Annotated in this window: 25 protein-coding genes; 13 read left to right on the top strand and 12 right to left on the bottom strand. The window is 72.4% G+C overall.

Annotated elements, in window-relative coordinates; translation table 11 throughout:
* Positions 1-297: 297 nt before the first annotated feature.
* Both QUY26_RS09575 and QUY26_RS09570 read left to right on the top strand, forming a co-directional pair.
* Positions 298-987: a response regulator transcription factor gene (locus tag QUY26_RS09575; RefSeq protein ID WP_289945024.1), complete on the top strand. Its 690-nt coding sequence runs from the start codon at positions 298-300 to the stop codon at positions 985-987.
* Positions 988-996: 9 nt separating this feature from the next.
* Complete coding sequence (locus QUY26_RS09570; protein ID WP_289945023.1) at positions 997-2,430, top strand: sensor histidine kinase; 1,434 nt, start codon at positions 997-999, stop codon at positions 2,428-2,430.
* 141 nt (positions 2,431-2,571) lie between these two features.
* Here the strand turns inward: QUY26_RS09570 and QUY26_RS09565 are convergent, their stop codons facing one another.
* From QUY26_RS09565 to QUY26_RS09535, 7 genes are all read right to left on the bottom strand, one after another.
* Positions 2,572-3,567: a TAXI family TRAP transporter solute-binding subunit gene (locus tag QUY26_RS09565; protein ID WP_289945022.1), complete on the bottom strand. Its 996-nt coding sequence runs from the start codon at positions 3,565-3,567 to the stop codon at positions 2,572-2,574.
* Positions 3,568-3,753: 186 nt separating this feature from the next.
* Positions 3,754-4,716: an aminoglycoside phosphotransferase family protein gene (locus QUY26_RS09560; RefSeq protein ID WP_289945017.1), complete on the bottom strand. Its 963-nt coding sequence runs from the start codon at positions 4,714-4,716 to the stop codon at positions 3,754-3,756.
* A 258-nt stretch (positions 4,717-4,974) separates the two neighbouring features.
* Positions 4,975-5,751, bottom strand: a complete 777-nt coding sequence (locus tag QUY26_RS09555) for an SAM-dependent methyltransferase (protein ID WP_289955621.1) — start codon at positions 5,749-5,751, stop codon at positions 4,975-4,977.
* Positions 5,752-6,075: 324 nt separating this feature from the next.
* Complete coding sequence (locus QUY26_RS09550; RefSeq protein ID WP_289945015.1) at positions 6,076-6,669, bottom strand: alkaline shock response membrane anchor protein AmaP; 594 nt, start codon at positions 6,667-6,669, stop codon at positions 6,076-6,078.
* Entirely contained in the window at positions 6,666-7,769 is a 1,104-nt protein-coding gene (locus tag QUY26_RS09545; RefSeq protein WP_289945014.1) for a DUF6286 domain-containing Asp23/Gls24 family envelope stress response protein, read from the bottom strand. Before QUY26_RS09545 ends, QUY26_RS09550 begins: the two co-directional genes overlap by 4 nt.
* Positions 7,766-7,951, bottom strand: a complete 186-nt coding sequence (locus QUY26_RS09540; RefSeq protein ID WP_289945012.1) for a hypothetical protein — start codon at positions 7,949-7,951, stop codon at positions 7,766-7,768. Before QUY26_RS09540 ends, QUY26_RS09545 begins: the two co-directional genes overlap by 4 nt.
* 56 nt (positions 7,952-8,007) lie before the next feature.
* Complete coding sequence (locus tag QUY26_RS09535; RefSeq protein ID WP_289945011.1) at positions 8,008-8,520, bottom strand: Asp23/Gls24 family envelope stress response protein; 513 nt, start codon at positions 8,518-8,520, stop codon at positions 8,008-8,010.
* 369 nt (positions 8,521-8,889) lie between these two features.
* On the opposite strand from QUY26_RS09535, the gene QUY26_RS09530 reads away from it, so the two are divergent.
* The 3 genes from QUY26_RS09530 to QUY26_RS09520 are packed head-to-tail and all read left to right on the top strand — an operon-like array spanning position 8,890 to position 10,441.
* The gene (locus QUY26_RS09530) at positions 8,890-9,432 is read left to right on the top strand and encodes an RNA polymerase sigma factor (RefSeq protein ID WP_289945010.1); all 543 of its coding nucleotides are present in this window, start codon (positions 8,890-8,892) and stop codon (positions 9,430-9,432) included.
* Positions 9,423-10,082 carry a hypothetical protein gene (locus QUY26_RS09525; protein WP_289945009.1) on the top strand — a complete coding sequence of 220 codons (660 nt, stop codon included), beginning with the start codon at positions 9,423-9,425 and terminating at the stop codon, positions 10,080-10,082. The genes QUY26_RS09530 and QUY26_RS09525 overlap by 10 nt, the downstream gene beginning before the upstream one ends.
* Positions 10,082-10,441 (top strand): Asp23/Gls24 family envelope stress response protein, encoded by a 360-nt coding sequence (locus QUY26_RS09520; RefSeq protein ID WP_289945007.1) that lies wholly within the window; start codon positions 10,082-10,084, stop codon positions 10,439-10,441. Before QUY26_RS09525 ends, QUY26_RS09520 begins: the two co-directional genes overlap by 1 nt.
* Positions 10,442-10,449: 8 nt before the next feature.
* Here the strand turns inward: QUY26_RS09520 and QUY26_RS09515 are convergent, their stop codons facing one another.
* Positions 10,450-11,049 carry a GNAT family N-acetyltransferase gene (locus QUY26_RS09515; protein ID WP_289945005.1) on the bottom strand — a complete coding sequence of 200 codons (600 nt, stop codon included), beginning with the start codon at positions 11,047-11,049 and terminating at the stop codon, positions 10,450-10,452.
* Between the two features lie 109 nt (positions 11,050-11,158).
* Here QUY26_RS09515 and miaB point away from each other — a divergent pair, with 109 nt between their 5' ends.
* Both miaB and QUY26_RS09505 read left to right on the top strand, forming a co-directional pair.
* Positions 11,159-12,700: a tRNA (N6-isopentenyl adenosine(37)-C2)-methylthiotransferase MiaB gene (miaB, locus tag QUY26_RS09510; RefSeq protein WP_289945003.1), complete on the top strand. Its 1,542-nt coding sequence runs from the start codon at positions 11,159-11,161 to the stop codon at positions 12,698-12,700.
* A 186-nt stretch (positions 12,701-12,886) separates the two neighbouring features.
* Positions 12,887-13,645: a class III extradiol dioxygenase subunit B-like domain-containing protein gene (locus QUY26_RS09505; RefSeq protein WP_289945002.1), complete on the top strand. Its 759-nt coding sequence runs from the start codon at positions 12,887-12,889 to the stop codon at positions 13,643-13,645.
* A 145-nt stretch (positions 13,646-13,790) separates the two neighbouring features.
* Here QUY26_RS09505 and QUY26_RS09500 read toward each other — a convergent pair whose 3' ends face one another.
* Together QUY26_RS09500 and QUY26_RS09495 are read right to left on the bottom strand one after the other, a co-directional pair.
* A complete protein-coding gene (locus QUY26_RS09500) occupies positions 13,791-14,084 on the bottom strand; it encodes an antitoxin (RefSeq protein WP_289945001.1) in 294 nt (97 codons plus the stop codon).
* A gap of 25 nt (positions 14,085-14,109) precedes the next feature.
* Positions 14,110-14,484 carry a hypothetical protein gene (locus QUY26_RS09495; protein WP_289945000.1) on the bottom strand — a complete coding sequence of 125 codons (375 nt, stop codon included), beginning with the start codon at positions 14,482-14,484 and terminating at the stop codon, positions 14,110-14,112.
* Positions 14,485-14,666: 182 nt separating this feature from the next.
* On the opposite strand from QUY26_RS09495, the gene miaA reads away from it, so the two are divergent.
* From miaA to hflX, 6 genes are all read left to right on the top strand, one after another.
* Positions 14,667-15,605 carry a tRNA (adenosine(37)-N6)-dimethylallyltransferase MiaA gene (gene miaA / locus QUY26_RS09490; RefSeq protein WP_289944999.1) on the top strand — a complete coding sequence of 313 codons (939 nt, stop codon included), beginning with the start codon at positions 14,667-14,669 and terminating at the stop codon, positions 15,603-15,605.
* A gap of 107 nt (positions 15,606-15,712) precedes the next feature.
* Positions 15,713-16,243 carry a hypothetical protein gene (locus tag QUY26_RS09485; protein ID WP_289955620.1) on the top strand — a complete coding sequence of 177 codons (531 nt, stop codon included), beginning with the start codon at positions 15,713-15,715 and terminating at the stop codon, positions 16,241-16,243.
* 43 nt (positions 16,244-16,286) lie between these two features.
* The gene (gene dapF / locus QUY26_RS09480) at positions 16,287-17,180 is read left to right on the top strand and encodes a diaminopimelate epimerase (protein ID WP_289944998.1); all 894 of its coding nucleotides are present in this window, start codon (positions 16,287-16,289) and stop codon (positions 17,178-17,180) included.
* A 253-nt stretch (positions 17,181-17,433) separates the two neighbouring features.
* Positions 17,434-19,581, top strand: a complete 2,148-nt coding sequence (locus tag QUY26_RS09475; protein ID WP_289944997.1) for a RelA/SpoT family protein — start codon at positions 17,434-17,436, stop codon at positions 19,579-19,581.
* A gap of 113 nt (positions 19,582-19,694) precedes the next feature.
* A complete protein-coding gene (locus QUY26_RS09470) occupies positions 19,695-21,197 on the top strand; it encodes a M1 family metallopeptidase (protein WP_289944996.1) in 1,503 nt (500 codons plus the stop codon).
* Between the two features lie 284 nt (positions 21,198-21,481).
* Positions 21,482-22,972 carry a GTPase HflX gene (gene hflX / locus QUY26_RS09465; protein ID WP_289944994.1) on the top strand — a complete coding sequence of 497 codons (1,491 nt, stop codon included), beginning with the start codon at positions 21,482-21,484 and terminating at the stop codon, positions 22,970-22,972.
* Positions 22,973-23,079: 107 nt separating this feature from the next.
* On the opposite strand, the gene QUY26_RS09460 is transcribed toward hflX, so the two are convergent.
* Positions 23,080-24,288: a trypsin-like serine peptidase gene (locus QUY26_RS09460; protein ID WP_289944991.1), complete on the bottom strand. Its 1,209-nt coding sequence runs from the start codon at positions 24,286-24,288 to the stop codon at positions 23,080-23,082.
* Between the two features lie 239 nt (positions 24,289-24,527).
* Positions 24,528-25,754: a trypsin-like serine peptidase gene (locus QUY26_RS09455; protein ID WP_289944988.1), complete on the bottom strand. Its 1,227-nt coding sequence runs from the start codon at positions 25,752-25,754 to the stop codon at positions 24,528-24,530.
* Positions 25,755-26,040 lie beyond the last annotated feature (286 nt).

Here is a 26,040-nt window from a genome sequence, read left to right as displayed (position 1 = left end):
CATCTGAGGGGAAATTGAGCATAACGATCCGGCCGCAACCGGACACTCCGCGTGAAGGGGGCGCCCCGGCTGCGTACCGGGTGCATAACGGAACGTGTCCGTGACCCTAAGGGCCTTGACGCGGTCCTTATCCATCGGCGTGGATGCCTTGGGCGCATTCGTGCGCACGTATGCCGCTGAAAATTCCGCGCGCACGCGCGCGTGCCCGATGGCCGCGAACGCACGTGCGGCACCGCGTGAGCGGGAACGGAACGACCGATGAACGAGTGGGGGGCCGATGGGCTGGAGGGAGACCGCATGAGACTGCTGCTCGTCGAGGACGACGACCACGTGGCCGCCGCCCTGTCCGCGGTCCTGGCCCGCCACGGCTTCGCCGTCACCCACGCCCGCAGCGGCGAGGAGGCCCTGCAGGCCCTGCTGCCCGGCGAAGCGGCGCCCTTCGGAGTCGTGCTCCTCGACCTCGGCCTACCCGACCAGGACGGCTACGAGGTCTGCGGAAAGATCCGCAAGCGCACCTCCATCCCCGTCATCATGGTCACCGCCCGCGCCGACGTACGCTCCCGCATCCACGGCCTCAACCTCGGAGCCGACGACTACGTAGTGAAGCCGTACGACACCGGGGAACTCATCGCCCGCATCCACGCCGTCATCCGCCGCCCCTCGACCGGCGTCGAGAAGAAGCCCGCCGACACCGAGCTCAGGCTCGGCAGCGTCCGCATCGAACTGCCCACCCGGCAGGTCAGCGTGGACGGCGACGTGGTTCAGCTGACCCGCAAGGAGTTCGACCTGCTCGCGCTGCTCGCCCAGCGCCCCGGCGTCGTCTTCCGGCGGGAGCAGATCATCAGCGAGGTGTGGCGCACGAGCTGGGAGGGCACGGGGCGCACGCTGGAGGTGCACGTGGCGTCCCTGCGTGCCAAGCTGCACATGCCCGCTCTGATCGAGACCGTGCGCGGAGTCGGCTACCGGCTCGTCGCCCCGGCGTCGTAGCGGGCACAGGTGCGCGCCCGCCTCCTCCCGCTCCTCATCGTCCTCATGGCCGGCGTGCTGCTCGCCCTGGGCTTCCCGCTCGCGGTCAGCGTGGCGTCGGCGCAGCAGCAGAAGGTGGTCGTCGACCGCATCGACGACACGGCGCGCTTCGCCGCGCTCGCGCAGTTCGTCACCCAGCGCCCCTCCGGCTCACGGGTGCGCGACAAGGACGAGCGGCGCGAGACCCTCCAGAAGGAACTCGACTACTACCACGAGGTGTACGGCATCAAAGCGGGCGTGTTCTTCCGCGACCGCTTCCCCATGGCGCACGCCCCCGGCGACTGGTACCTGCCCACCGGTGGTGGGGACGTGAGCGACGCCTTCGAAGAGGCCCTGCGCTCCCGAGGCAGCCACAACCCGCCCCAGGTGTGGCCCTGGAACGAGGGCGGACGCATCGTGGTCGCCTCACCGGTGATCCGCGACGGCGACGTCGTGGCCGTCGTCGTCACCGACTCGCCCACCGGACGCATGCGCGCCAAGACCCTGCACGGCTGGCTGCTCATCGGAGCGGGCGAGTCCGCCGCCATGCTCCTCGCGGTCGGCGCCGCGCTGCGCCTCACCGGCTGGGTCCTGCGCCCGGTGCGGGTCCTGGACGCCACCACCCACGACATCGCCACCGGCCGCCTCGCCTCCCGCGTCGCGGCCGCCGGCGGCCCGCCGGAACTGAGGCGCCTGGCCCGGTCGTTCAACGAGATGGCCGACAACGTCGAAGACGTCCTCGAGCAGCAGCGCGCCTTCGTCGCCGACGCCTCGCACCAACTGCGCAACCCGCTGTCCGCCCTGCTGCTCCGCATCGAGCTCCTGGCCCTCGAACTGCCCGAGGGCAACGAGGAGATCGCCTCGGTGCGCACCGAAGGCAAGCGCCTCGCGCAGGTCCTCGACGACCTGCTCGGCCTGGCGCTCGCGGAACACGCGGCGGCGGATCTCCAGCTCGCGGACATCGGCGAGCTGGCGGCCGAGCGCGTCGCCGCCTGGCGGCCGCTCGCCGAGGAGCGGGGCGTGCGGCTGACCGGGGAGTGCCCGGCGACGACCGGCTGGGCGGACCCGATCGCCCTGTCCAGCGCCCTGGACGCGGTGATCGACAACGCCCTGAAGTTCACCCCGGAGGGAGCGGAGGTGCGGGTGCGCGTCACCGCCGCCGACTCCAGGACCACGATCGTCATCACCGACGGCGGCCCGGGCCTGTCCGACGACGAACTGTCCCGCATCGGCGACCGCTTCTGGCGCAGCAACCGCCACCAGAACGTCAAGGGTTCGGGCCTCGGCCTGTCGATCTCACGGGCCCTGCTCGCGTCGGGCGGCGGCACGATGTCGTACGAGCGCCATGAACCCCAGGGCCTGAAGGTGACGGTCGGCGTTCCGCGGCAGGCGCCGGAGGGGCAGGGGGCGGCGGCGCGGAAGTAGTGCGGGGGCGCGGGGCGGGTCGGGTGCGGCTGGGCGGCGCTGTGGGCTTGCGCGGAGGCGGTCCGGCTCCAGGGCGGGCCGGTCGGGCTGAGAGCGGCGTGGTCGGGTGGGGAGTGGCGCGGTCGGGTGGGGAGCGGTGCCTCAGGGCTTGACCGAGCGGTAGTAGCGCCGCGCGCCCTCGTGCAGGGTGAGGGGGTCGGTGTACAGGGCCGTGCGCAGGTCCACCAGTTGGGCCGCGTGCACCTGCGCGCCGATGTGGTCCCGGCTGTCGATGACGGTCCGGGTCAGCCCCTCCGTGAGCTCCGGGTCGGCCCGGTCGGTGGTCACCAGGAGGTTCGCCACGGCCAGCGTCGGCACGGACGCGCTCTGCTGGGCCTGCGGGTAGGCGTCGGCCGGCATGGTGGCGGCGCGGTAGTAGCGGGACGCGCCGCCCTGCTTGTGCAGCGCGTTGACGAGGTCGCCGAGCGGTACGAGGCGGACGGCGAGGCCCTCGGACAGCTCCCGGACCGAGCTGGTGGGCAGCCCGCCCGACCAGAAGAACGCGTCGATGTCGCCGTTCCGCAGCAGCTCGGGAGCGGTGTCTATGCCCGCGGGCCGTGCCTCGACGTCCTTGTCCAGGCGCAGCCCCGCGGCCTTCAGGACCCGTTCGGCGATCAGCCGCACACCCGAGCGCGGCTGCCCCACGGCGACCCGTTGGCCGCGCAGGTCCCGCGCCCGCTCGATCTCGGACGAGCGCCGCACGACGAGCTGCACATAGTCGTCGTACAGGCGCGCGCAGCCCTGGAGCCGGTCCGCGCCGGGACGGTCCTCCAGGCGGTACTTCTCCACGGCGTCGGCCGCCGCGATGGTGAAGTCGGCCTTGCCCGTCGCGACGCGCTCGACGTTCTGCTGCGAGCCCTGGCTGTTGAGCAGGTCGATGTCGACGTCCGGCATGTCGTCGGCGGCGGCGTTGCGCAGCAGTTTCCCGTACGTCTCGTAGACGGCGCCCTTGACTCCCGTACTGAAGGTCATCCGGCCCTGCGGCGAACTCTCACCCACCGGGAGCAGCCACCACAGGAGCAGCCCGAACACCACGAGGGCCGCCGCCGAGGCCTGCAGGGCCCGGCGCCGGCTGAGGTGGGACAGGGCCGCGAACATGGGCGCGATCCTGCCACCTCACGCTGCGTGCTGGCCAGGGCGGGCTGTGCCGGCACCCGGTGGGGGGGCGTGCCGGTGCGGGGCGGGCCGCGGGGTCCTACCGGTACGGGGTGGTGCACGCCGCGCTGTGCCGGTGCGGGCCGGGCCCTGGCCACTCCGGAGTGCCGGGCCCGGGCCACTCCGGTGTCAGGCGCCGCGTGCGTGGTCGGCGAGGACCTCGTGGATCACATGGCGCGCGTTGGCGGCGAGCGCCGGGTTCGTGACGGCGTAGTACGGCAGCTGGATGAGCGCCATGGACAGCGCGTGGCCGCGCCCGCGCGCCCACGTCGCGTCGTCCACGCCGGTGGCGGCACGGAACGTCTCGCGCGCGTCGGCGGGCAGTAGGTTCCAGGCGACGATCAGGTCGCAGGCGGGGTCGCCCACGCCTGCCGTCCCGAAGTCGATCACTGCATGGAGGCGTCCTTCGCGGACCAGCAGGTTGCCGGGCATGAGGTCGGAGTGGACCCACACGGGCGGGGCGCCCCAGTCGGGGGTGCGGAGAGTCGCTTCCCAGACGGCGGTGGCGGCGTCCACGTCGATGCGGGTGTCGACGGCGGGAGCGGGCGCCGACGGCCGACCCGGCCGTCGCAGTTCCTCGATCGCCGCACGCGTCTCGGCGTCCTCCGCCTCCACGGGCGCCCCGCGGTGGGCGGGCGGAGCATCCGTGGTGTCGAGGTGGCGCATGGCCGTGACGAACGCGGCGAGGTCCGCTGCGAGCGCGTCGGGCGCGGTGAGTGCCCCGACGGCCGGGTTCTCGCCGTCGAGCCACCTGTGGACGGACCAGGCCCACGGATACCCCTCGCCCGGCTCGCCGCGGCCCAGCACGGCAGGGATCGTCGCCGGGAGCCGAGGCGCGAGCCAGGGCAGCCAGCGGCTCTCCTGGGCCACGTCCGCGGCGCCTCCGGCGATCCGGGGCATGCGCACGGCCATGGCGTCGCCGAGCCGGAACACGGCGTTGACGGTCCCTGACGAAGGGAACGGCTCGACGGGCAGGTGCGCCCACTGCGGGAACTGGGCCGCGAGCAGCTTTCGGACCAGCGGTACGTCGATGCCCGGCTCCCCGGCGTGCAGCTTGCCGTGCTGGTGGGGCTCGTCAGTGGGCGTCGTCATGCAGGCATTCTTCGTTGTCGCACCCTCCGGGGAAACCGAATTCTCAGCGGTCGACAGGACGTTGGAGCAGGTCCTGGAGGGAGTCCTGCTCCTGCTGGGGCAGCGGCGCGCAGCGGCTCGGCGCAGAGCAGGACCATCAGGCGCTCGCGCGGCGCGACGCCCTCGGGCAGGCCCGTCGACCTCGACCCGGTGGGGGTCCGCCGAGCGGCGCCACCGCCTCGGCGGCCTGTGCGGTGCGTGGCCCGTGGGGCGCGCGTTCTATCGCTTGCGGGCTACGCCGCCGAACATCGCCACCTCGTCCGGCTCGCCGGGCTCCGTCGGCTCCGGACGCCACCGCGAGCAGGAGACCACGCCGGGCTCCAGCAGTTCGAGGCCGTCGAAGAACTTGGCGACCTGCTCCGGAGTGCGCTGCGTCAGCTTCGGAGTGCCGTGCTCGTTCCAGAAGGCCACGGCCGCGTCGACGTCCGGCATCGCCGGGCTGGTGATCGTGTGCGAGAGGACGAGATAGCTCCCCGAGGGCAGCGCGTCCATGATGCGGCGTACGAGACCCAGGGCCTCCTTGTCGTCCTCGATGAAGATCACGACACCCAGGAGCATCAAGGCGACCGGACGGCTGAAGTCCAGCGTCTGGGAGGCGTGTTCCAGGACGGACTCGACGTCGCGCATGTCGGCGTCCAGGTAGTCCGTCCGGCCCTCGGGGGAACTCGTCAGCAGGGCACGCGCGTGGGTGAGGACCAGCGGATCGTTGTCTACGTAGACGACGCGTGACTCCGGAGCGATCCGCTGGGCCACCTCGTGCGTGTTGTCCGCGGTCGGCAGCCCGGTGCCGATGTCGAGGAACTGGCGTACGCCGCAGTCGGCCACCAAGTGCCGTACCGCGCGGCCGAGGAACAGCCGGTCCGCGCGCGCGTAATCGCCGATTCCCGGGTGGAGTTCACGGATGCTGTCGCCCGCCTCACGGTCGACCGCGTAGTTGTCCTTGCCGCCGAGCCAGTAGTTCCAGATGCGGGCGGTGTGCGGCTGCGCGGTGTTGATGCGGTTCCGGACGGCGTCAGCCGCGTCGGCCGAGTCCTGCGGGGACGGCTCCTGCGGAGAGTGGCTCGCGGTCACGTGATCGCCTCCTGGCGTGACGTTGTACGTGTGACGTGATGAGGGCGTGGCGGGGTGGGGGCCGTGACGCGCGCGGCCGCTGCGGTGCCAGGAGGCAATCTAGTCGCGGAATGTGAGAGTCCATCGCACACCCTCGACACGGTGCCCGTGAACGTCCTTACGGAGGGGCGGGGTTCGAGGCGGGTGCGGGCGCGGTGAGTGCGCGGAGGGCGCCCCCGCGCGGGACGGTGCGCGTGCTCACGTCGGTGTTCAGCGGACGCGGACGCGGCGGCGCGGCCTGTGCGTCCGTACCCCGATCCGCACCTCCGCCTCCAGGGCGCGCGGTGCCGCCGCCGCGCGGGCCTCCGCGACGGCCTGCCCGGACAGTTGGCGCAGCACCGCGCGGGGCGAGCCGTCGGCCGCGAGGACCAGGGTGATGCGGGCCCGCAGCCGGTGCGGGCGCCCGCGGAGGCACACGTGGGCACGGGCCACGCCGTCGACGGCCTGGACGCGCTCGGCCATCGCCGCCGCCAGCGCCGGGCCCGCGAGGGTGACGCCGTCCCGCCCCAGGGGGAGCACCCGCAGCCGCCCCGCGCGGACCTCGAGGGCGGCCCAGCACAGGAACAGCACCAGGGCGACGGCCAGGGCCGCGATCACGACGGGCGGCCACCAGCCGTGGTCGCGCCAGCGCCCGAGCGCGGCGCCGTCCAGCCACACGCGGTCGGTGCCCAGACGCGGCCAGCCGGACGGCAGCCGGTCCCGGACGGGGGTCGCCGTGGTGGCCAGGGCGGCCCCCGACCCGAGCAGCGCCACCGCGGCGCACAGGAGCGTCGCACGGTTCACGCCTTGCCGGAGCACGCTCATGAGGGACCGCTCCCCGGCGTGGGCTCCTGGGCGATGGGAAGCGCGGCCGTCCCGGGTGTGCCGGGGCCCGGGGCGGGCGACGGCGCGGGCTCGCGCCATGTGGGCTCCGTACGCAGCCGTACGCGCAGCCGCGGCGTTCTGGTGAGCCCGCACTCCGCCAACGCCGCCTCCGCCGCCCTCAGGACCTCCTGGCGGGCCGTGACGGGGTCGCCGAAGCCAAGGCCCACCCGCGCCCGCGCCCGGCGGCGCCCGACGCGCACGCGCACCCGCGTGATCCCGGGCACCTGGACCACGGCGTCCCGCAACAGGTCCGCGACCGCACCGCGTTCGATGACCGCGTGCACCCCGGGCAGCGGTGCCGCCATCGGGAGGCGCCGTCGCTGCCCCGGGGTGATCGCGACGACCAGCAGGCACACGCCGAGGGCGAACACGGCTGCCGCGGCAGCGAGGTTCACCGCCGTACCGCCGTCCGGTCCGTGCGTGGCCAGCCAGTCCACGAGCCGTACCCGCCACCGCGCGGGTGGCCGGTCCGCCGCGTGCACCGCCACCACGTCGTACAGCAGCACTCCGGAGGCGACGGCTGCGGCCAGGGCCAACACGGCCACGGGCAGCCGGCGTTCGGACCAGGGGCGCCGCGTGCCGTGCGTGACCGCCGCCTCCGTAGACATCGCTTCGACATCCCCGGAGTACGCGCTGCCTGGGGCGTACCCGCCGCCCTCAGAGCGGGCAGGCTCCCCGGTATGCCCAGCCGGCCCGGCGTGCTCAGCGACCTCCGTGCCATCGACTCTCGCCGTGGAGCGCTTCGGCAGCGACAGCTCCCGTACGTGAACCCGGGCCGAGTCCACGGAGAGGCCGGTCAGCTGGGCCGTGCGGTCGGTGACGTGTGCGCGCACACTCTCGCCGGTGTCGTCCAGCACGCCTCCGTAGGGCACCGCCACGGTGACCCCCACCTGGGCTCGGCGGCCGCGCACGGCCGCCGAGCCCTGGCTGACCTGGACCTCGCCCGGTCCCAGTGCCTCCGTGGCGGCGCGCTCCGCGATCCGGCGCACCGCGCGGTCCGCGACGGTGGTCGCACCGCGTTCCCCGGCGGGGGTGCTCATCGCCGCTCCCGGTCACGTCCGGAGAGGAACTCGCGGACGCCGATCCCGTCGTCCATGAGGCGTCCCAGGACGAAGCCCACCGCGCCGAGCGCGGCGACCAGCAGGAACGCGCCGAAGCCGCCGAACCATCCGGCGAACCCGAGCGCCATCCCCGAAAACAGGCCCACCAGGGCTTTGTTCACCACTCACCTCACACCGTCGAAGGGATATCGGAGCCGCCGGGCACGGGGCCGAGCCACTACTCCACGCGGGTCTCCGCGCCGGCGTCCCGGTCGTCGTCGGGCAGGTGCACGTCGTTGATCGCCACGTTGACCTCGACGACCTCCAGGCCGGTGATGCGCTCCACGGCCGCGATGACGTTCTCGCGGACGTCGTGGGCGACGTCCGTGATGGGCACGCCGTACTCGACGACGATGTCGAGGTCGATCGCCGTCTGGCGCTCGCCGACCTCGACCTTCACGCCGCGGCCCACGTTCGGGCGCCCACCGGGCACGCGGTCGCGCACGGCGCCGATGGTGCGGGACAGGCCGCCGCCCATGTCGTGCACACCGGGGATCTCGCGCGCCGCCATGCCGGCGATCTTGACGACCACGACATCCGCGATCGAGGTCTTGCCGCGCGTCGCGGCGGGCTCGCTCGGACCCGTGCGGCCCGTGAGGGTGGTGGCGCCCTCGGTGCTCTTCGCGCCGCCGACGAGGTCCTTCTCCGTGCTGCTGGAAGCCGACTTCGAGGTGAGCTCCTGTGTCGCCATATCGGCATCTCCTAGTCGTTGATCTGGTCGGTCTCGTTGGTCGTGCGGTCCTCGACCGGCCGTGCACGCCGTACCTGCCGTGCCGACCGGGTCGGTGCGTCGCCCCCGTGGCGCGTGGTGCGGCTGTGCGCTCCTTGTCGTGCTGCGCACGGCCGCGCGGATCCTCTTCGTACCGCGCCCTGCACCTCCACTGACACGGGTGCCCCGGATCCGTTACGCGCCTCGCGGGAATTTCTTCCCCGGACGGGTAGCGTGCCTGCGCCGCGTAACGCGGGCGGCTTGTCGTGTGTCGTAAGAGGACGACCGGAGCGAGAGGAGCCGCGTGTGCCCGGGGACCGGGGCAGAGCGCCGGAGGATGAGGATGCGTCGTTGCCGCACGAGGACGCGCTGCTGGTGGTGCGTGCCGCCGAAGGTGACGACGAGGCCTTCGAGGCGCTCGTGCACCGCCACGCGCCCGTCCTGCTGCGCCTCGCCACACGGCTGCTCGGCAGCCCGACAGAGGCGGAGGACGCCGTGCAGGAGGCCTTCGTGAGCGCTTGGCGCAAGCTTCCGGAGTTCCGTGGGGACGCCCGGTTCGGCACCTGGATGCACAGGATCGTCACCAACCGGTGTCTCAACGTGCTGCGTTCACGGCAGCCGGTGACGGCGCTGGACAGCGTTCCGGAGCCGCAGGCTCCCGAGCACCAGGTGTCCCCGCCGCGGGCCGCAGAGGCACACGCCGCCGTTCAGGACCTGTCCCGCGCGATAGCAGGTCTCTCACCGGAGCAGCGGGTGTGCTGGGTCCTTCGGGAACTCGACGGCGTGCCTTACGAGTCCATCGCCGAGTCGGTCGGCATCAGCCAGGAGGCGGTCAGAGGCCGCGTCTTCAGGGCCCGGCGCTATCTGACGGAGGCGATGGCCGGATGGCGATGAACGAGGACGGGGCACCGGGCGGCACGTCGTTCGAGGACGTGCCCGAGGAGGAGATCCTGCCCTGCGGCCGGGAACTCGCGCAGGTGTGGGAGCAGGCGGAGACGGGCGAGCCGGATCCGCACGCGGCCGTCTGCCCGCACTGCGCCGACGCCCTGCGGGCGCTGCGCTCCCTTGAGGACGTCGTCGCCCGGGCACGCGACGACGAGCCCCAGGACCGTGCCTGGGACACCGCCGCGCTCGCCGGCCGCGTCATGGACGTCGTACGCCTCGAACTGCGGCCCGGGCGCACCCTCCCGCTGGGCGACGTCGACGAGGACGCGTGGATCGTGGAGGCGGCGGCCGCGCGGACGTTCCGGGCCGCCGTGGACTCCCTGCCGGGCGTCCGCGCGGGCAGCTGCCGCATAGAGGCCGACGCCGGGGACGCCGACCGTCCTGCCGCCGTCCCGCCCCCGGGGCGGCTGCCGCGCGGACCGGCCAGGATCCGCATCGAGGTGCAGGTCGGCCTCTCCTGGAACCTGCAGCTCGTCGCGGACGAGGTGCGCGCCCGGATCGTCGCGGCCGCGGACCGCGACCTGGGCATGCGGGTCGCGGCGGTCGACGTGGTGATCGCCGACCTGCTCGACGACGTGGGCTCCGAAGGGCGGCAGTGATGACGGAACAGCAGCCTCCGCGCACACTCGCGGACGTCGTCGGCACCGCCGTCCTCGCCACCCGTGGCGTGGCCTTCCTGCGCCCCGGTCTCGCCGAGCTCCTGCGCTCCTCCGTGGGCCTGGGAGCGGGCCGCGGGACGTCCGGGACATCCGGGGCGGCCGGGGCCTCCGGAGTCCGCGTGGACCGCGGCAAGGGCTCCCAGGGGCTCGACATCGAGGTGTACGTGGTCCTGAGCCGCGGGCATCGCGCCCTGGACGTGACCCGCGCGGTGCGGTCGGCGGTCGTGGCGGCCCTGGGGGACCAGGGACCGGAGGCGGCTTCCGCGCGGGTCAAGGTGACGGTGACCGGGGTCGTGTAGCGGCGCGGTCAGCGGGGCGCGTACGTGACCCTCCGGAAGGGCCAGTGCGCGGCCAGCCACGCGCTCACGGCCGCGTACAGGGGCGCGTCGAGAGCGGCCCGGTCGGCCCGTACCCAGGACCTGACGTCAGCGGCGAAACCGTCGGCCTTGGAGGTGTTGGGGCCGTCCGCCCGGGAGGTGTCGGCGTCGGAACCGTCGTCCCCGGAGGCGTCGGCCTCAGAACCGCCAGCCCCGGAGACACCGCCTTGCGAATCGTCCGCCCCGGAGGCGTCGGCGCGCGACTCGTCGACATGCGGCGGATAGATGTAGAGGCACCCGATGACCTCGCCGCTCGCCGTCTCGATCACGGTGTACGTGAATCCGCGGCGCCGGGCGAAGTCCTCCGCGTGCTCGCGCAGGTCGCGAAGGTTCTCCTCCGAGGTCATCCCCGCCACCGGGGGCCAGCTGCGGTCCAGGAAGCCCGGGGTGGCACGGATGTGCTCGATGCTGCCGGTCCAGGCGGCGAGGTCCTCGGCGTTGTGCTGGGGCCCCAGTGGTTCCAGGCGGAACTCGGGCGTGATCAGCTCCACGGGGACGACGAAGTCGTCGGGGACGAAAGATGCGCTCATGAGCCGACGCTAGGGGGACCGTCTCGCGGACCGCACCCGAATTCGGCGGGGACGAGGCGGGGGACAAGGGGGTGAGAGCCCACTGCCGGAGCCCCCGTACCCTTGAGGGATGACCAGCAGCAGTGTCCGGACCGGAGCAGTGGACGAAGCAGTGGACGAAGCGGCCGTCGCGCGAAGCTACGAGATCCGCACCTACGGGTGCCAGATGAACGTCCACGACTCCGAACGTCTCTCCGGTCTCCTGGAGAACGCCGGTTACGTGCGCGCTCCGGAGGGCTCCGACGGCGACGCGGACGTGGTCGTCTTCAACACGTGCGCGGTCCGTGAGAACGCCGACAACCGCCTGTACGGCAACCTCGGCCGCCTCGCCCCCCGCAAGACCCAGCGCCCCGGCATGCAGATCGCCGTCGGCGGCTGCCTGGCCCAGAAGGACCGCGACACCATCGTCAAGAAGGCGCCCTGGGTGGACGTCGTCTTCGGCACGCACAACATCGGCAAGCTGCCGGTCCTCCTGGAGCGCGCCCGCGTGCAGGAGGAGGCACAGGTCGAGATCGCCGAGTCCCTGGAGGCGTTCCCCTCGACCCTGCCCACGCGCCGCGAGAGCGCGTACGCGGCCTGGGTGTCGATCTCCGTGGGGTGCAACAACACCTGCACCTTCTGCATCGTGCCCGCCCTGCGCGGCAAGGAGAAGGACCGCAGGACCGGCGACATCCTCGCCGAGATCGAGGCGCTCGTCGGCGAGGGCGTCTCGGAGATCACCCTGCTCGGCCAGAACGTGAACGCGTACGGCTCCGACATCGGCGACCGCGAGGCCTTCAGCAAGCTGCTGCGCGCCTGCGGGCGGATCGAGGGCCTGGAGCGGGTGCGTTTCACCTCTCCGCACCCCCGTGACTTCACGGACGACGTGATCGCCGCGATGGCCGAGACGCCGAACGTGATGCCCCAGCTGCACATGCCGCTGCAGTCCGGCTCGGACCCCGTCCTGAAGGCGATGCGCCGCTCCTACCGCCAGGAGCGCTACCTGGGAATCATCGAGAAGGTCCGCGCCGCCATCCCGCACGCGGCCATCACCACGGACATCATCGTCGGCTTCCCCGGGGAGACCGAGGAGGACTTCGAGCAGACCCTGCACGTGGTCCGCGAGGCCCGCTTCGCGCAGGCCTTCACCTTCCAGTACTCCAAGCGCCCCGGAACGCCCGCCGCCGAGATGGACGACCAGATCCCCAAGGAGGTCGTCCAGGCGCGCTACGAGCGTCTGGTGGCCCTCCAGGAGGAGATCTCCTGGTCCGAGAACAAGAAGCAGGTCGGCCGCACCCTGGAGCTGATGGTCGCCGAGGGCGAGGGCCGCAAGGACGGTGCCACGCACCGGCTGTCCGGCCGCGCCCCCGACAACCGTCTGGTGCACTTCACCAAGCCCGACACCGAGGTGCGCCCCGGTGACGTGGTGACGGTCGAGGTCACGTACGCGGCTCCGCACCACTTGCTCGCCGAGGGTGCCGTGCTCGACATCCGGCGCACCCGCGCGGGCGACGCCTGGGAGAAGCGCAACACGGCCGACGCCCCGGAGCCCTCCGGAGTGCTGCTCGGCCTCCCCAAGGTGGGCGTCCCTGAGCCGCTCCCGGCGGCCACGGGCGGCTGCAGCATCGACTGACGCACACGGCGTTCCCACGGCGAGCCGGGGCGCCAAGCAGTCTCTACGGAGAGGCGCGCCCGGCTACGGGGGCGCGTCCTTCTACGGAGGGGCGTGGTCTCTACGAAGGCATGCGGCCTCTACGGAGAGCCGCCTCGGCTGCGCCTGTCCGCAGCGTCCGTCGGCCCTGTCTGTACGCTGCGGATCATGCTTGTCGCCGCAGCCGTCTGCCCCTGTCCGCCCCTGCTCGTGCCCGAGGTCGCCGCGGGTGCGGCGCCGGAACTGGATCCCGCTCGGGCGGCCTGCGCGGACGCGGTCGGGGTGCTCGCCGCGTCCCGGCCCGACCGGCTCGTCGTCGTGGGCCCCGCGGAGCAGCCGGACCATGGACCGCACCCTCAGGGGACGCGCGGTTCGTTCCGGGGCTTCGGTGTGGACCTCGACGTACGCCTCGGAGAGACTCCTGTGGACGACGGTGCCCGCGCGGGCGGCACAGGTGACACGGACGCGGGCCCGGCCACGGGGCGTCGGCTTCCGGTGTCGTTGGCCGTCGCCGGTTGGCTGCTCGCGCGTACGGAGTGGTCGGCCGCCCCGCTCGAAGGCCTCGGCGTGGGGGAACCTCTCGCGCCCGAGCGGTGTATCCACATGGGAGGGGAGATCGGCGGGAGCGCGGACCGGGTGGCGCTCCTCGTGATGGGCGACGCCAGCGCGTGCCGCACGCTCAAGGCGCCCGGCTATCTGGACGAGCGGGCCGCCGGCTTCGACGCCGACGTGGCGCGGGCGCTCGCCGCGGCGGACGTGGCGGCGCTCAAGGCGCTCGACGCGGAGCTGGCGCAGGAGCTGAAGGCCGCGGGCCGGGCGCCCTGGCAGGTGCTGGCGGGCGCGGCCGAGGGCGCGGGCCTGTGCGGCGAACTGCTCTTCGACGACGCCCCCTACGGGGTGGGCTACCTGGTGGCGGCCTGGTCGTAGGACGGCACGGGCGCCGTCGAAGGCGCTGCCCTGCGCGGGTCCACGACCCTGGCCGACGGCGCCCTCAGGAAGCCCTCTCCCGGACACGCCGACGGCCGTGAAGCCAGTCGCGCTTCACGGCCGTCCGCCGGTTGTCCAGAGCCGCTCAGGAAGCCGAAGGGGGCGTCGGCGGTGACGGGGGCGGCGCGTCGCCGGGGGGAGTGGCACCGCCACCCCCGCCCTTGCCGCCGTCCGTCCCGGCGAGGCGGTCCAGGGCGTCCTTGGCCTTGCCCGTTCCCGCCTGGATCTTGTCGCTGTACTTGCCCTTGGTCCTGCGATCGACCACGTCGGCGGCCTTGTGCAGGCCTTGGTCGATCTTGTCCCCGTGCTGCTGCGCGAGGCCCGAGACCTTGTCCTTGGCAGGGGCGAGTTTGTCCTTCAGCTGGTTCAGGAAGCCCACTGATTCGCCTTCCTTCGCGGGGGAGTCACTTGCGGGCGCTCTCACCGGCCTCGTTGTCGGCCGCCTCCTGCGCGGACTGCTGCTTCGGGATCTCCACACCCTCAGCCGCGGCCGCCTCGGCCGATTCCTCCGTCTCGTCCTCGGCAGAGGCCTTCGCCTCGGACGAGTCCTTGTCCGTCGCGGACGCGCCGGACGTGGCGGCCGCAGCGGCCTCGGCGCCGCCCTCGGCCTTGCCCTCGGTCTTGTCCTCAGCCTTGTCCTCAGCCTTGTCCTCAGCCTTGGCCTCGGACGACGCCTCGGCCGCGTCGGAGTCGGCCGTCACGGTGGCGGCCGCCTCGTCGGTGGTCGACGCCTCGTCCGCGTCCTTGCTCTTCCGGCGAAACCGACTAAAAACGCCCATATTTACTCCATACGTTACTCGTGTGGGCGAAATCCCGCGCCACCCGGTGCGTCCGATTGCGTCGCCCGGGTCACCGATCCTCGAAACCGGCGGCCGGAACCTCGCAACAGGCAACGAACCCGGAGCCGTGTCGTCACGTAGCTCGTTCGGGCACCCGTCGAGCGATTTGCGAGACTGGGGCGGTGAGAAGTGCACCTCCCGCCCCGCGGGTCATCGCCGTCGTCGGGCCCACCGCGGCCGGAAAGTCCGATCTGGGCGTCCACCTCGCCCAGCGACTCGGCGGCGAAGTCGTCAACGCCGACTCGATGCAGCTGTATCGGGGGATGGACATCGGCACCGCCAAGCTGACGCCCGCCGAGCGCGAGGGAGTCCCGCACCACCTCCTGGACGTCTGGGACGTGACGGAGACGGCGAGCGTGGCCGAGTACCAGAAGCTCGCGCGCGCGGAGATCGACCGGCTGCTCGGCGAGGGCCGCTGGCCGATCCTGGTCGGCGGCTCCGGCCTGTACGTGCGCGGTGCGGTCGACCACCTGGAGTTCCCGGGCACCGACCCCGAGGTGCGCGCCCGCCTGGAGGAGGAGCTGGAGGAGCACGGCCCCGGCGTGCTGCACGCCCGCCTCGCCGCAGCCGACCCGGACGCTGCCCGCGCGATCCTGCCCGGCAACGGGCGTCGGATCGTGCGCGCCCTGGAGGTCATCGAGATCACGGGCAAGCCGTTCACCGCCAACCTCCCCAGGCACGAGTCCGTGTACGACACCGTGCAGATCGGCGTCGACGTGGCCCGCCCCGAGCTCGACCTGCGCATCGCCACGCGCGTGGACCGCATGTGGGAGGCGGGGCTCGTGGAGGAGGTGCACACGTTGGAGGCGCAGGGACTGCGGGAGGGGCGTACGGCGTCGCGCGCGCTCGGCTACCAACAGGTACTCGGGGCGCTCGCCGGTGAGTGCACCGAGGACGAGGCGCGCGCCGAGACCGTGCGCGCCACGAAACGCTTCGCGCGCCGACAGGACTCCTGGTTCCGACGTGATCCACGCGTGCACTGGCTGAGCGGTGCAGCCGCCGACCGCGGGGAACTCCCGGGGAGTGCAATGGCGTTGGTCGAACGAGCGGTCACAGCCTGATCACGTGATGGCATCGGGACGCTCCGCCGGTCATCGAGGCAGCTGACGGCGTGCCATCATCGACCATCGATCGACCAGTGGAGTCCGAAGTGGGAGGGCGCGTGGCGATGGAGGCCGGCCCTCGTGACACCGCACATGACGGCGAGCAGCACACTGCACGAGACGGTGCGGAGCACACCGCACAGGACGGTGCGGAGCACAGCGGCGCGCGGCTCAGCCCGGACGGACCCGACAGCTCCGGGGTCACCGCGAACGGCATGACCGACGACGGCCCCACCGAGGAGGAGCTGGCGACGGAGCCCGAGGTCGAGGTCGAGCTGCGCCCGCAGCGCAGACTGCGCATCTGGCAGCTCGCGCCGATCGTGATCCTCGCGGCCGTCGGCTCCCTGATGTTCGCCTTCCCGCTGGCCTTCGAGTTCGGCGACGGCGGCGCGGTCGTCGCCATGCTGGGGCTGCTCATCAGCTCCTGCGCCGCGGGCTGGGGCATGATGGCCGCCCGTCGCGTGGGCCACACCTGGCCGGGGCTGCCGGAGCGTGGCTCCGGGCGGAAGCCGGACTGGCGCGTGGTGTCCGCGTACACGCTGGTCTTCGGGATCGTCGCGGTGCTCGCCGTCTGGCGGGTGGCCAGGCTCCGCTGACGGCCCCCGACCGGCTGTCGCACGCACCCCGTACGATCGAGGGATGAGCACGCGGATCGCCTTCCTCAAGGGGCACGGGACCGAGAACGACTTCGTGATCGTCCCCGACGCCGACAACGCCATCGAGCTGCCCCCGGCCGCCGTCGCCGCCCTGTGCGACCGCCGCGCGGGCATCGGCGGCGACGGTCTGCTGCACGTCGTGCGCTCCGCCGCCCACCCGGACGCGCGGCATCTGGCCGATGAGGCCGAGTGGTTCATGGACTACCGCAACGGCGACGGCTCGGTCGCCGAGATGTGCGGCAACGGCGTGCGCGTCTTCGCTCGCTACCTGGAGCGCGCCGGGCTCGTCGCCGAGGGCGACCTGGCCGTCGCGACCCGCGGCGGCGTGAAGCGCGTGCACATCGCCAAGCCCACCGACGACGGCGCCGCCGGCGACATCACCGTCGCCATGGGCAAGGCCGTGCTCCCCGAGGGCGACGTCACGATCTCCGTGGGCGAGCACCAGTGGCCCGCCCGCAACGTGAACATGGGCAACCCCCACGCGGTCGCCTTCGTGGCCGACCTGGCGCACGCGGGCCGCCTCCTCGACCCGCCGCCGTTCAGCCCGGCCACGGCCTACCCGCACGGTGTGAACGTGGAGTTCGTGGTCGACCGCGGCCCGCGCCACGTCGCCATGCGCGTGTACGAGCGCGGCGCGGGCGAGACCCGCTCGTGCGGCACGGGCGCATGCGCGGTGGCCGTCGCGGCGGCGCGCAGGGACGGCCTGGACCCCGCGGTGACCGGTGCCCCGGTGGCGTACACCGTGGACGTGCTCGGCGGCCGCCTGGTCATCACCGAGCGGCCGGACGGCGAGATCGAGAAGACGGGCCCCGCCGTGATCGTGGCGGAGGGCGAGATCGACGCCGACTGGCTGGCGGCGGCCGTAGCGGTGGCCTGAATGGCGCGCTCGACCGCACGGCGCACACGGGACCACGGGCGGCGCATCCCGCCCGGGGCCCGCGCCGGGCTCGAAACCCCGCTCGTCCCAGTCGAAACGACTCTCCACAGAACTGTCGCTCGAATGGGTGATCCGTTTCACGCTCGGCGAGAGCGGGTCAGCACCACGTGATGGGCTCGATAGCATCAAGCACCGGCCCGGACGGAGCAGGCTGCCGTCCGCCCACCGCCGGTCGGAGCTGCCGGAGGTGCCCATGAGTGCGGAGGCGACGAATCCCGCGACGCCCGGCCCGACGACGTCCTCGCCCCCGCGAAGGCGCTCCCGTCCCCGCCTCGACCTGCGCAGACTGGGCCGCGCCGCGCTCCTCGGCCCCGCCACGAGGGACCGCATCCCGGACGCCATCGGCCATGTGGCCGAGGCCCACCGCGGCCACCATCCGGACGCCGACCTGGAGCCGCTGCGCCGCGCCTACGTCCTCGCGGAGTCCTCGCACCGCGGCCAGATGCGCAAGAGCGGTGAGCCGTACATCACACACCCTCTCGCCGTCACGCTGATCCTGGCCCAACTGGGCGCGGAGACGACCACGTTGACCGCGTCCCTGCTCCACGACACCGTCGAGGACACGGATGTGACTCTCGATCAGGTGCGCGCCGAGTTCGGCGACGACGTCTGCTACTTGGTCGACGGCGTCACCAAGCTCGAAAAGGTCGACTACGGAGCGGCCGCCGAACCGGAGACCTTCCGCAAGATGCTGGTCGCCACCGGCAACGACGTCCGCGTCATGGCGATCAAACTCGCCGACCGCCTGCACAACATGCGCACGCTCGGCGTGATGCGCCCCGAGAAGCAGGCCCGCATCGCCAAGGTCACCCGCGACGTCCTCATCCCGCTCGCCGAACGCCTCGGCGTGCAGGCCCTGAAGACCGAGCTGGAGGACCTCGTCTTCGCGATCCTCCATCCCGAGGAGTACGCGGAGGTCAAGGACCTGATCGCGGCGAAGGCGAAGGCCGGGGCCGACCCGCTGGCCGACATCTCCGAAGAGGTGCGCGGCGTCCTGCGCGAGGCCGGCATCGCCGCCGAAGTCCTCATCCGGCCACGCCACTTCGTGTCCGTGCACCGCGCCCACCGCAAGCGCGGCGCGCTGCGCCCCGCCGACTTCGGTCGTCTGCTCGTCCTCGTGCACGAGGACGCCGACTGCTACGGAGTCCTCGGCGAGCTGCACACCTGCTTCACGCCGGTCGTCTCGGAGTTCAAGGACTTCATCGCCGTACCGAAGTTCAACCTGTACCAGTCGCTGCACACGGCCGTGGCCCGTGGCGACGGCGAGGTCGCCGAAGTCCTCATCCGCACCCACCAGATGCACCGCGTCGCCGAAGCGGGCGTCGTCGCCCTGCACAACCCCTACGCCGGGCCGTCCGAGGAACAGCCCGCCGACGGCGAGCGCGCCGACCCCACCCGCCCCGGCTGGCTCTCACGCCTCCTCGACTGGCAGCAGGCCGCACCCGACCCCGACACCTTCTGGTCGACGCTCCGCGAGGACCTCGCCCAGGACCGCGAGATCGCCGTCTACCGCACCGACGGCGGCACGCTCGGCCTGCCCGCGGGCGCCAGCTGCGTCGACGCCGCCTACGCCCAGTACGGCGAGGACGCGCACGCCTGCATCGGCGCGCGCGTCAACGGCCGCCTGGCCACGCTCAGCACGGTCCTGCGCGACGGCGACACCGTGCAGCTGCTCATGGGCCAGGACCTGACGTCGGGGCCCTCGCGCGACTGGCTCGGCCACGCGCGCACGCCCGCCGCGCGCATCGCCATCCGGCGCTGGCTCACCACCCACCCGGCGCCCGCCCCCGCCCCGCCCGCGCAGGCCGCCCCGGAGCCCCAGGCGCCCGTGACGGTGCCCGCGACCACGCCGAGGCCCCAGGTCTCCGCGGCCCTGCGCCCGGCGGCGGAGAACGTCGTCGTCGACCGTGAGGGCGCCACCGTACGGCTCGCGGGCTGTTGCACCCCCGTCCCGCCCGACGAGATCACCGGCTTCGCGGTTCGCGGCGGCGTCGTCACCGTCCACCGGGTCACGTGTCCCGCGGTGGCGCGCATGACGCAGGTGGGGCGCCCGGAGGTCGGTGTGCGCTGGGGGGACGCCACGGAGTGCCGGGTCACCCTGATCGCCGAGTCGTTCGGCCGGGCGCACCTCCTGGCCGACCTCACCGAAGCCATCGCCCTCGAAGGCGCCGCGATCATCTCGGCGACCGTCGAACCACCCAGCCAACAGCGCGTACGCCACACGTACACGCTCCAACTCCCCGACGCCGCACACCTTCCGGGCCTGATGCGCGCCATGCGCAACGTCCCCGGGGTGTACGACGTGGCCCGCGCGCAGCACCGGGCGGCAGCGGCACCCTGACCGGCTCCCCGGCGGCCTCGACGGCGCTCTTCGGTGAAACGGCGCCGACTCGTTCGGGTGGGCCCGTCGCGTGCCGTCCCGACGCGGAAGGCGCGCGCTGATAGCCGTAGTTCATGCTCCTGACCCCGCGTACCAAGGCGTCCCGGCCGAAGACGGTCCGGATCGCCGTCGCCGTCCTCGCCGCCACCACCTCCGCCGCCCTGCTCGCCGCGAGCGCCCCACAGCCCGCCGCCCCCCTCGGCATCGGCGACCGCCTCTTCCCCCACCTCGGCAACCCCGGGTACGACGTGACGTCGTACGACATCGCTTTCACCTATCACGGGGACAACAGCAAGCCCCTGGACGCGCTCACGAAGATCGACGCTCGGGTGACGGCGCCGCTGGAACGCGTCAATCTCGACTTCACGCACGGCAAGGTCCGCTCCGTCGAGGTGAACGGCGCCCCCGCCGACTTCGCCACCGCGGGCGAGGACCTGGTCGTCACGCCCCACGCGCGCGTGCAGCCCGGCGAGCGCCTGCGGATCGCTGTGCGGCACACCAGCGACCCGGTGTCCGACGACGTCGAGGGCGGCTGGGTGCGCACCGGCGACGGGCTCGCGATGGCCAATCAGGCGGATGTGGCGCACCGCGTGTTCCCGTGCAACGACCACCCCGCCGACAAGGCGCAGTTCACCTTCCGCGTCACCGCCCCCAAGGGCCTCACCGCCGTCGCCAACGGCCTGCCCCTGGCCAAGGAGCGCCGCGCGGACACCACCACGTGGGCGTACCGCACCCGGCACCCCATGGCGACCGAACTGGCCCAGGTGTCCATCGGCCGCTCCACCGTGCTGCACCGCACCGGCCCCTACCGCCTGCCCGTACGGGACGTCGTGCCCACCAAGGACCGCAAGCAGCTGGAGCCCTGGCTGAAGAAGACCCCGGACCAGATCTCCTGGATGGAGGACAAGGTCGGCCGCTACCCGTTCGAGACCTACGGGGTGCTCGTCGCGGACGCGCGGACCGGCTTCGAGCTGGAGACGCAGACGCTGTCGCTCTTCGAGAAGGAGCTGTTCACGCGGCCCGAGTTCCCCGAGTGGTACGTGGAATCGATCATGGTGCACGAGCTGGCGCACCAGTGGTTCGGCGACAGCGTGAGCCCCGCCACCTGGTCCGACCTGTGGCTGAACGAGGGACACGCCAGCTGGTACGAGGCCCTGTACGCGGAGGAGAAGGCGCGCCAGCCGCTGGAGAAGCGGATGCGGTACGCCTACCGGCTCTCCGACAGCTGGCGCGCGGCGGGCGGGCCCCCGGCCGCGCCCAAGGGGCCCCGGCCGGGGGAGAAGATCAGCATCTTCAGGCCCGTCGTGTACGACGGCAGCGCGCTCGTGCTCTACGCGCTGCGCCAGGAGATCGGGCGGTCCGGCTTCGAGGCCGTGCAGCGGGCCTGGGTGCACACCCACCGCGACGGGAACGCGACCACCGCCGACTTCGTGCGGCTCGCGTCCGAGGTCTCAGGGCGCGACCTCGACGACTTCTTCGACGCCTGGCTGTACGGGGCGAAGACACCGCCGATGCCGGGGCACCCCGACTGGACGTCGACGCCGCCGGAGAAGAAGGCGGCGTCCGGGAAGAAGTAGTGGTGGGGCCCGGGCGGCGGGCGCCCTGAAATACTCGGGTGACGAGACGGGTCGTACCGTGCGACCATCGTCAGGTCGACGGCGCGGCCCGTCCGGGAGATCCCCTCGGGGACATCTCAGGGGTGGCCCCGGCTGGTCCGGGGAATCTCCGGGGGGCCGTGAGCGTTGTCGAACATGACGGGTGGCGCTGTGGCAGGCGATGCGAGCCGCACACACGGTGCGGCAGGGCGAAAGACGCCCGCAGGTGCTCTCCGAATCGGATTCCCATCGACGTAAAGGACCCAATGACCTCCTCTTCTTCCCCTTCCCAGGACGTACAGAGCTTCGCGCAGAACTACCCCGAAGGTCTTCGGGCCGATGCCCTGATGGAAGAGGACGTCGCCTGGAGCCACGAGATCGACGGAGAGCGGGACGGCGACCAGTTCGACCGATCCGAGCGCGCGGCCCTGCGCCGCGTCGCCGGCCTCTCCACCGAGCTCGAGGACGTCACCGAGGTCGAGTACCGACAGCTCCGCCTGGAGCGCGTCGTCCTCGTGGGCGTCTGGACCTCCGGAACGGTTCACGACGCGGAGAACTCCCTCGCCGAGCTGGCCGCACTCGCGGAGACCGCGGGCGCGCTCGTGCTCGACGGCGTCATCCAGCGCCGCGACAAGCCCGACCCGGCGACGTACATCGGCTCCGGCAAAGCCCTGGAGCTGCGTGACATCGTCCTCGAGACCGGAGCGGACACCGTCGTGTGCGACGGTGAGCTCAGCCCCGGCCAGCTCATCCACCTCGAAGACGTCGTCAAGGTCAAGGTGGTCGACCGGACCGCCCTGATCCTCGACATCTTCGCCCAGCACGCCAAGTCCCGAGAGGGCAAGGCGCAGGTCGCCCTCGCGCAGATGCAGTACATGCTGCCGAGGCTCCGCGGCTGGGGTCAGTCGCTCTCCCGTCAGATGGGTGGCGGCGGCGGTGGCGGCATGGCCACCCGCGGCCCCGGTGAGACCAAGATCGAAACGGACCGGCGACGGATCCGCGAGAAGATGGCGAAGATGCGCCGGGAGATCGCGGAGATGAAGACGGGCCGCGACATCAAGCGCCAGGAGCGCAAGCGCAACAAGGTGCCATCGGTCGCCATCGCGGGGTACACGAACGCGGGCAAGTCCTCTCTGCTCAACCGCCTCACCGGGGCGGGTGTGCTGGTGGAGAACGCCCTGTTCGCCACCCTCGACCCGACGGTCCGCAGGGCGGAGACGCCCAGCGGCCGGCTGTACACCCTGGCCGACACGGTCGGTTTCGTCCGGCATCTGCCGCACCACCTCGTGGAGGCGTTCCGCTCCACCATGGAGGAGGTCGGCGAGTCCGACCTGATCCTGCACGTGGTGGACGGCTCGCACCCCGCGCCGGAGGAGCAGCTCGCCGCCGTGCGCGAGGTCATCCGGGACGTGGGCGCGACGGACGTGCCGGAGATCGTGGTGATCAACAAGGCGGACGCGGCCGACCCGCTGGTCCTCCAGCGGCTGCTGCGCCAGCAGAAGCACGCGATCGCCGTGTCCGCGCGCACCGGCGCCGGCATCGAGGAGCTGCTCGCGCTCATCGACGCCGAACTGCCGAGGCCCGAGGTCGAGATCGAGGCCCTCGTGCCGTACACCCACGGCAAGCTCGTGGCGCGCACGCACGCCGACGGTGAAGTGCTCTCCGAGGAGCACACGCCCGAGGGCACGCTGCTCAAGGCACGGGTGCACGAGGAACTGGCGGCGGAACTCGCGCCGTACGTTCCCGCGGCGCACTGACGGCATGGTGAAGGCCCCGCCCCCCTCGCAGGGGGGCGGGGCCTTCACCATGAAAGCTCCAGGTCACCGAGACCTCGACCGCCGTCGGGTCACCGCGGCCCGAGGGATCACCGCGAGCCGTACTTCTCGCTCATCGTGTCGAAGACCTGCTTCGCGCCGCTGCCCAGCTGCGGACCGGCGAGCCAGGTGCTGTCGGCCGGGCCGATCGACGTGTTGGAGACCAGCTGGGACTTGTCGCCCACCACCCGGAACCAGCCACCGCCGGACGAACCGCCGGTCATGGTGCAGCCGATGCGGTACATCGTCGGCGTCGCCGGGTCCAGCGACAGACGGCCGGGCTTGTCGATGCACTTGTGCATGATCAGACCGTTGTACGGCGGCGCGGCCGGGTAGCCCCAGGCGCCCATGGACGCCACGCTCCGCGCCGACGGAGTCGAGAAGTCGACCTCCAGCGCGTTGCCGACGGTCTCCTCGAGGGACTTGGTGCCCTCCTGCGGCTTCACGTGCATCACGGCGTAGTCGTACGGAGCGCCGGCGCCGCCCGAAGCGGCACCCTGGTCGATCCACTCACCGGACGTCGAGACCCAGTCCGCCCACCACTGGCCGTACGGCGCGATCTCCTGCGGCGCCGCGTTGCTCAGGGCCGCCTCGGACTTGCCCAGGTCGTTGTACGAGGGCACGAAGGTGATGTTGCGGTACCAGCCGCCCTCGGAACCGGCGTGCACACAGTGGCCCGCCGTCCACACCAGGTTGGACTTGCCCGGGTTGCGCGGGTCCTTCACGACCGTGCCGGAGCAGACCATCGAGCCCTTGGGGGAGTCGAAGAAGATCTTGCCGACCGGCGCCGCGTTGTCGTGGTACGGCGTCTTCTCGGGCTTCGCCTGGACCGGAGCCGGGTCCGGGTCGGTCTGGCCCTGGTCAGCGGTCGCGTCCTTCGACGCGATCGTCTTGTTCGGGTCCTTGGCCTTCTGCATCCGCTCGGGCTTCCAGAGCCCCTCGATGACCGGGTTGACGAAGTCCTTGGCCTCGCGCAGCCAGTCGTCCTTGCTCCAGTTCTTCCAGGCACCGTCCTTCCACTTGTCAGGGTCGATGCCGTGCTCCTTGAGCCGGTCGGCGAGATCGCCGGGCAGTCCGGAGCCGGAGTCGGAACCCTTGCCCGCCTCCTGCGCGGAGCCGCTGTCCGACTTGTCGCTCGCCTTGTCGTCGCTCGGACCGCAGGCCGTGGCGGTGAGCGCCAGGGTCGCGGCGAGCCCGGTGACGGCGAGCGCGACGCGGCGGCCGCGGCTGCGCGCGAAGGGCGCACGAATGGAACGCATGTAGCTGTAACCCCCGTAGGAACGTGTATTTGCCATGTGCGTGTCAGGCGTGGGCGCGGCATCCGCCGCCCGGGCCGACGTGAGCTCCCACTATGCCTGTGGAATTGGGGACGAACGGCGGCGGGGTGGTGAAGGTTTCGCCGCGCTGGTTCGCGTACCCCGCACGCACGCTTCCCGTACTCGGGCGAAGCGGGTGGGGTCGGCCCCGGAACCGGGGCCGACCCCACCGACGGTGACTCCTACTGCCCCGCGAACTTCTTGCTGACCGCGTTGTAGATGCCCTTGGCCTCGTCACCGAGGCGCGGACCCGCGAGCCAACCCGCCGTCACCGGGCCGATCGACGTGTTGGACACCAGGGCGGGCTTGCCGTCCTGGCCCTCCGCGACCCAGCCGCCACCGGACGAACCGCCGGTCATGGTGCAGCCGATCCGGTACATCGTCGGGTCGGGCTTGCTGAGCGAGAGACGGCCCGGCTTGTCCGCGCACTGGAACTGCTTCTGGCCGTCGAACGGCGACGCCGCCGGGTAGCCGGTCGCCGTCATGTCCTTGATCTTCGGTACCGCGGGAGCGTCGAAGTCCACCGGTAGAGCGGTGCCGACCGTCTCCTCCAGGGACTTGCCGCCGCTGCCCTTCTCCGGCGTCACGTGGATCACCGCGAAGTCGTACGGAGCGCCCTTGCCGCCCGTCGGGCCGCCCTGCTCGATCCACTGGTCGGACGTCTGCGCCCAGTCGCCCCACCAGACGCCGTACGGAGCGACCTCTTCCTTGGGCTTGCCCTGGAGCTCCGCCGTGGGCGCGCCGCTGTTGTTGTACGAGGGGACGAAGGCGATGTTGCGGTACCAGCCACCCTTGGCGCCCGCGTGGACGCAGTGACCGGCGGTCCACACCATGTTGGACTTGCCCGGGTTCTTCGGGTCCTTGACGACCGTGGCCGAGCAGACCATGGAGCCCTCGGGGCCGTCGAAGAAGAGCTTGCCGGCCGCGGGGACCTGGTCGTGGTACGGCGTCTTCACGGCCGCCGCCTCGACGGGCTCCGGCGTCGGGTCCGTCACGCCCTGGTCGCCGGAGATGTCGCCCTCGTCGACACCGCGGTCCGGGTTCTTGTCCGCGTCCCGCATGCGGTCCGGGTCCCAGAGGTCCTCGATGATCGGGTTGACGAAGTCGCCCGCCTCGCGCAGCCAGTCGTCCTTGTCCCAGTTCTTCCAGGCGCCGTCCTTCCACTTGTCCAGGTCGATGCCGTGCTCCTTGAGCCGGTCCTGGATGTCGCCGGGAAGCTGGAACTTGTCGTCGCCCTTGTCGCCGGGCTGCGACGCGGACGAATCGTCCGCCTTGTCATCAGTCGGGCCGCAGGCGGTCGCGGTCAGCACGAGGGCCGCGCCAAGCGCGACGGCGGCCGCCACGGGGGAGGTCCTGCCGCGCGCGCTCCTCCCGCTGCGGGAGCTGAAGAGCGGACGTATGGGTCGCATGGTGAGAATCCCCCTGGGCCTCGAAATCGTTCCAAATGCCGTACATCGTGGTGCCGTACGTCCTTCTGTACGGCCTCGGCCATCGCGGCGCGCCCCCTGCGGTCGCCCGGATGACCGTGCTGGCGGGCGCCCGGTCGTCCGTGGTGCTGAACGTCCGGAATGCCCGCGGTGCGGAACACCTTGGTGCTGGTGAACGGCACCCCACACTATGCCGGTGCCGTTGGGGACGGCCCACGAGACGGCAACGGTTCCGTCACGGCAAGGATCTTCCGTGCACCCGTGATCC

The sequence above is a fragment of the Streptomyces flavofungini genome, from assembly GCF_030388665.1.
Classification (GTDB): domain Bacteria; phylum Actinomycetota; class Actinomycetes; order Streptomycetales; family Streptomycetaceae; genus Streptomyces; species Streptomyces flavofungini_A.
The sequence above is the reverse complement of the archived record's forward strand: the minus strand, read 5'-3'. Positions and strand labels throughout refer to the sequence as shown.

Bases quoted from the DNA above. Each gene is read 5' to 3' on its own strand.
- dapF (WP_289944998.1), top strand. From the start codon at position 16,287: ATGAGCACGCGGATCGCCTTCCTCAAGGGGCACGGGACCGAGAACGAC.
- miaB (WP_289945003.1), top strand. From the start codon at position 11,159: ATGACCAGCAGCAGTGTCCGGACCGGAGCAGTGGACGAAGCAGTGGAC.
- QUY26_RS09525 (WP_289945009.1), top strand. From the start codon at position 9,423: ATGGCGATGAACGAGGACGGGGCACCGGGCGGCACGTCGTTCGAGGAC.
- QUY26_RS09560 (WP_289945017.1), bottom strand. From the start codon at position 4,716: ATGACGACGCCCACTGACGAGCCCCACCAGCACGGCAAGCTGCACGCC.
- QUY26_RS09470 (WP_289944996.1), top strand. From the start codon at position 19,695: ATGCTCCTGACCCCGCGTACCAAGGCGTCCCGGCCGAAGACGGTCCGG.
- QUY26_RS09505 (WP_289945002.1), top strand. From the start codon at position 12,887: ATGCTTGTCGCCGCAGCCGTCTGCCCCTGTCCGCCCCTGCTCGTGCCC.
- QUY26_RS09485 (WP_289955620.1), top strand. From the start codon at position 15,713: ATGGAGGCCGGCCCTCGTGACACCGCACATGACGGCGAGCAGCACACT.
- QUY26_RS09520 (WP_289945007.1), top strand. From the start codon at position 10,082: ATGACGGAACAGCAGCCTCCGCGCACACTCGCGGACGTCGTCGGCACC.
- QUY26_RS09575 (WP_289945024.1), top strand. From the start codon at position 298: ATGAGACTGCTGCTCGTCGAGGACGACGACCACGTGGCCGCCGCCCTG.
- QUY26_RS09515 (WP_289945005.1), bottom strand. From the start codon at position 11,049: ATGAGCGCATCTTTCGTCCCCGACGACTTCGTCGTCCCCGTGGAGCTG.
- QUY26_RS09550 (WP_289945015.1), bottom strand. From the start codon at position 6,669: ATGAGCGTGCTCCGGCAAGGCGTGAACCGTGCGACGCTCCTGTGCGCC.
- QUY26_RS09545 (WP_289945014.1), bottom strand. From the start codon at position 7,769: ATGAGCACCCCCGCCGGGGAACGCGGTGCGACCACCGTCGCGGACCGC.
- QUY26_RS09495 (WP_289945000.1), bottom strand. From the start codon at position 14,484: ATGGGCGTTTTTAGTCGGTTTCGCCGGAAGAGCAAGGACGCGGACGAG.
- QUY26_RS09460 (WP_289944991.1), bottom strand. From the start codon at position 24,288: ATGCGTTCCATTCGTGCGCCCTTCGCGCGCAGCCGCGGCCGCCGCGTC.
- QUY26_RS09475 (WP_289944997.1), top strand. From the start codon at position 17,434: ATGAGTGCGGAGGCGACGAATCCCGCGACGCCCGGCCCGACGACGTCC.
- QUY26_RS09535 (WP_289945011.1), bottom strand. From the start codon at position 8,520: ATGGCGACACAGGAGCTCACCTCGAAGTCGGCTTCCAGCAGCACGGAG.
- QUY26_RS09455 (WP_289944988.1), bottom strand. From the start codon at position 25,754: ATGCGACCCATACGTCCGCTCTTCAGCTCCCGCAGCGGGAGGAGCGCG.
- hflX (WP_289944994.1), top strand. From the start codon at position 21,482: ATGACCTCCTCTTCTTCCCCTTCCCAGGACGTACAGAGCTTCGCGCAG.
- QUY26_RS09565 (WP_289945022.1), bottom strand. From the start codon at position 3,567: ATGTTCGCGGCCCTGTCCCACCTCAGCCGGCGCCGGGCCCTGCAGGCC.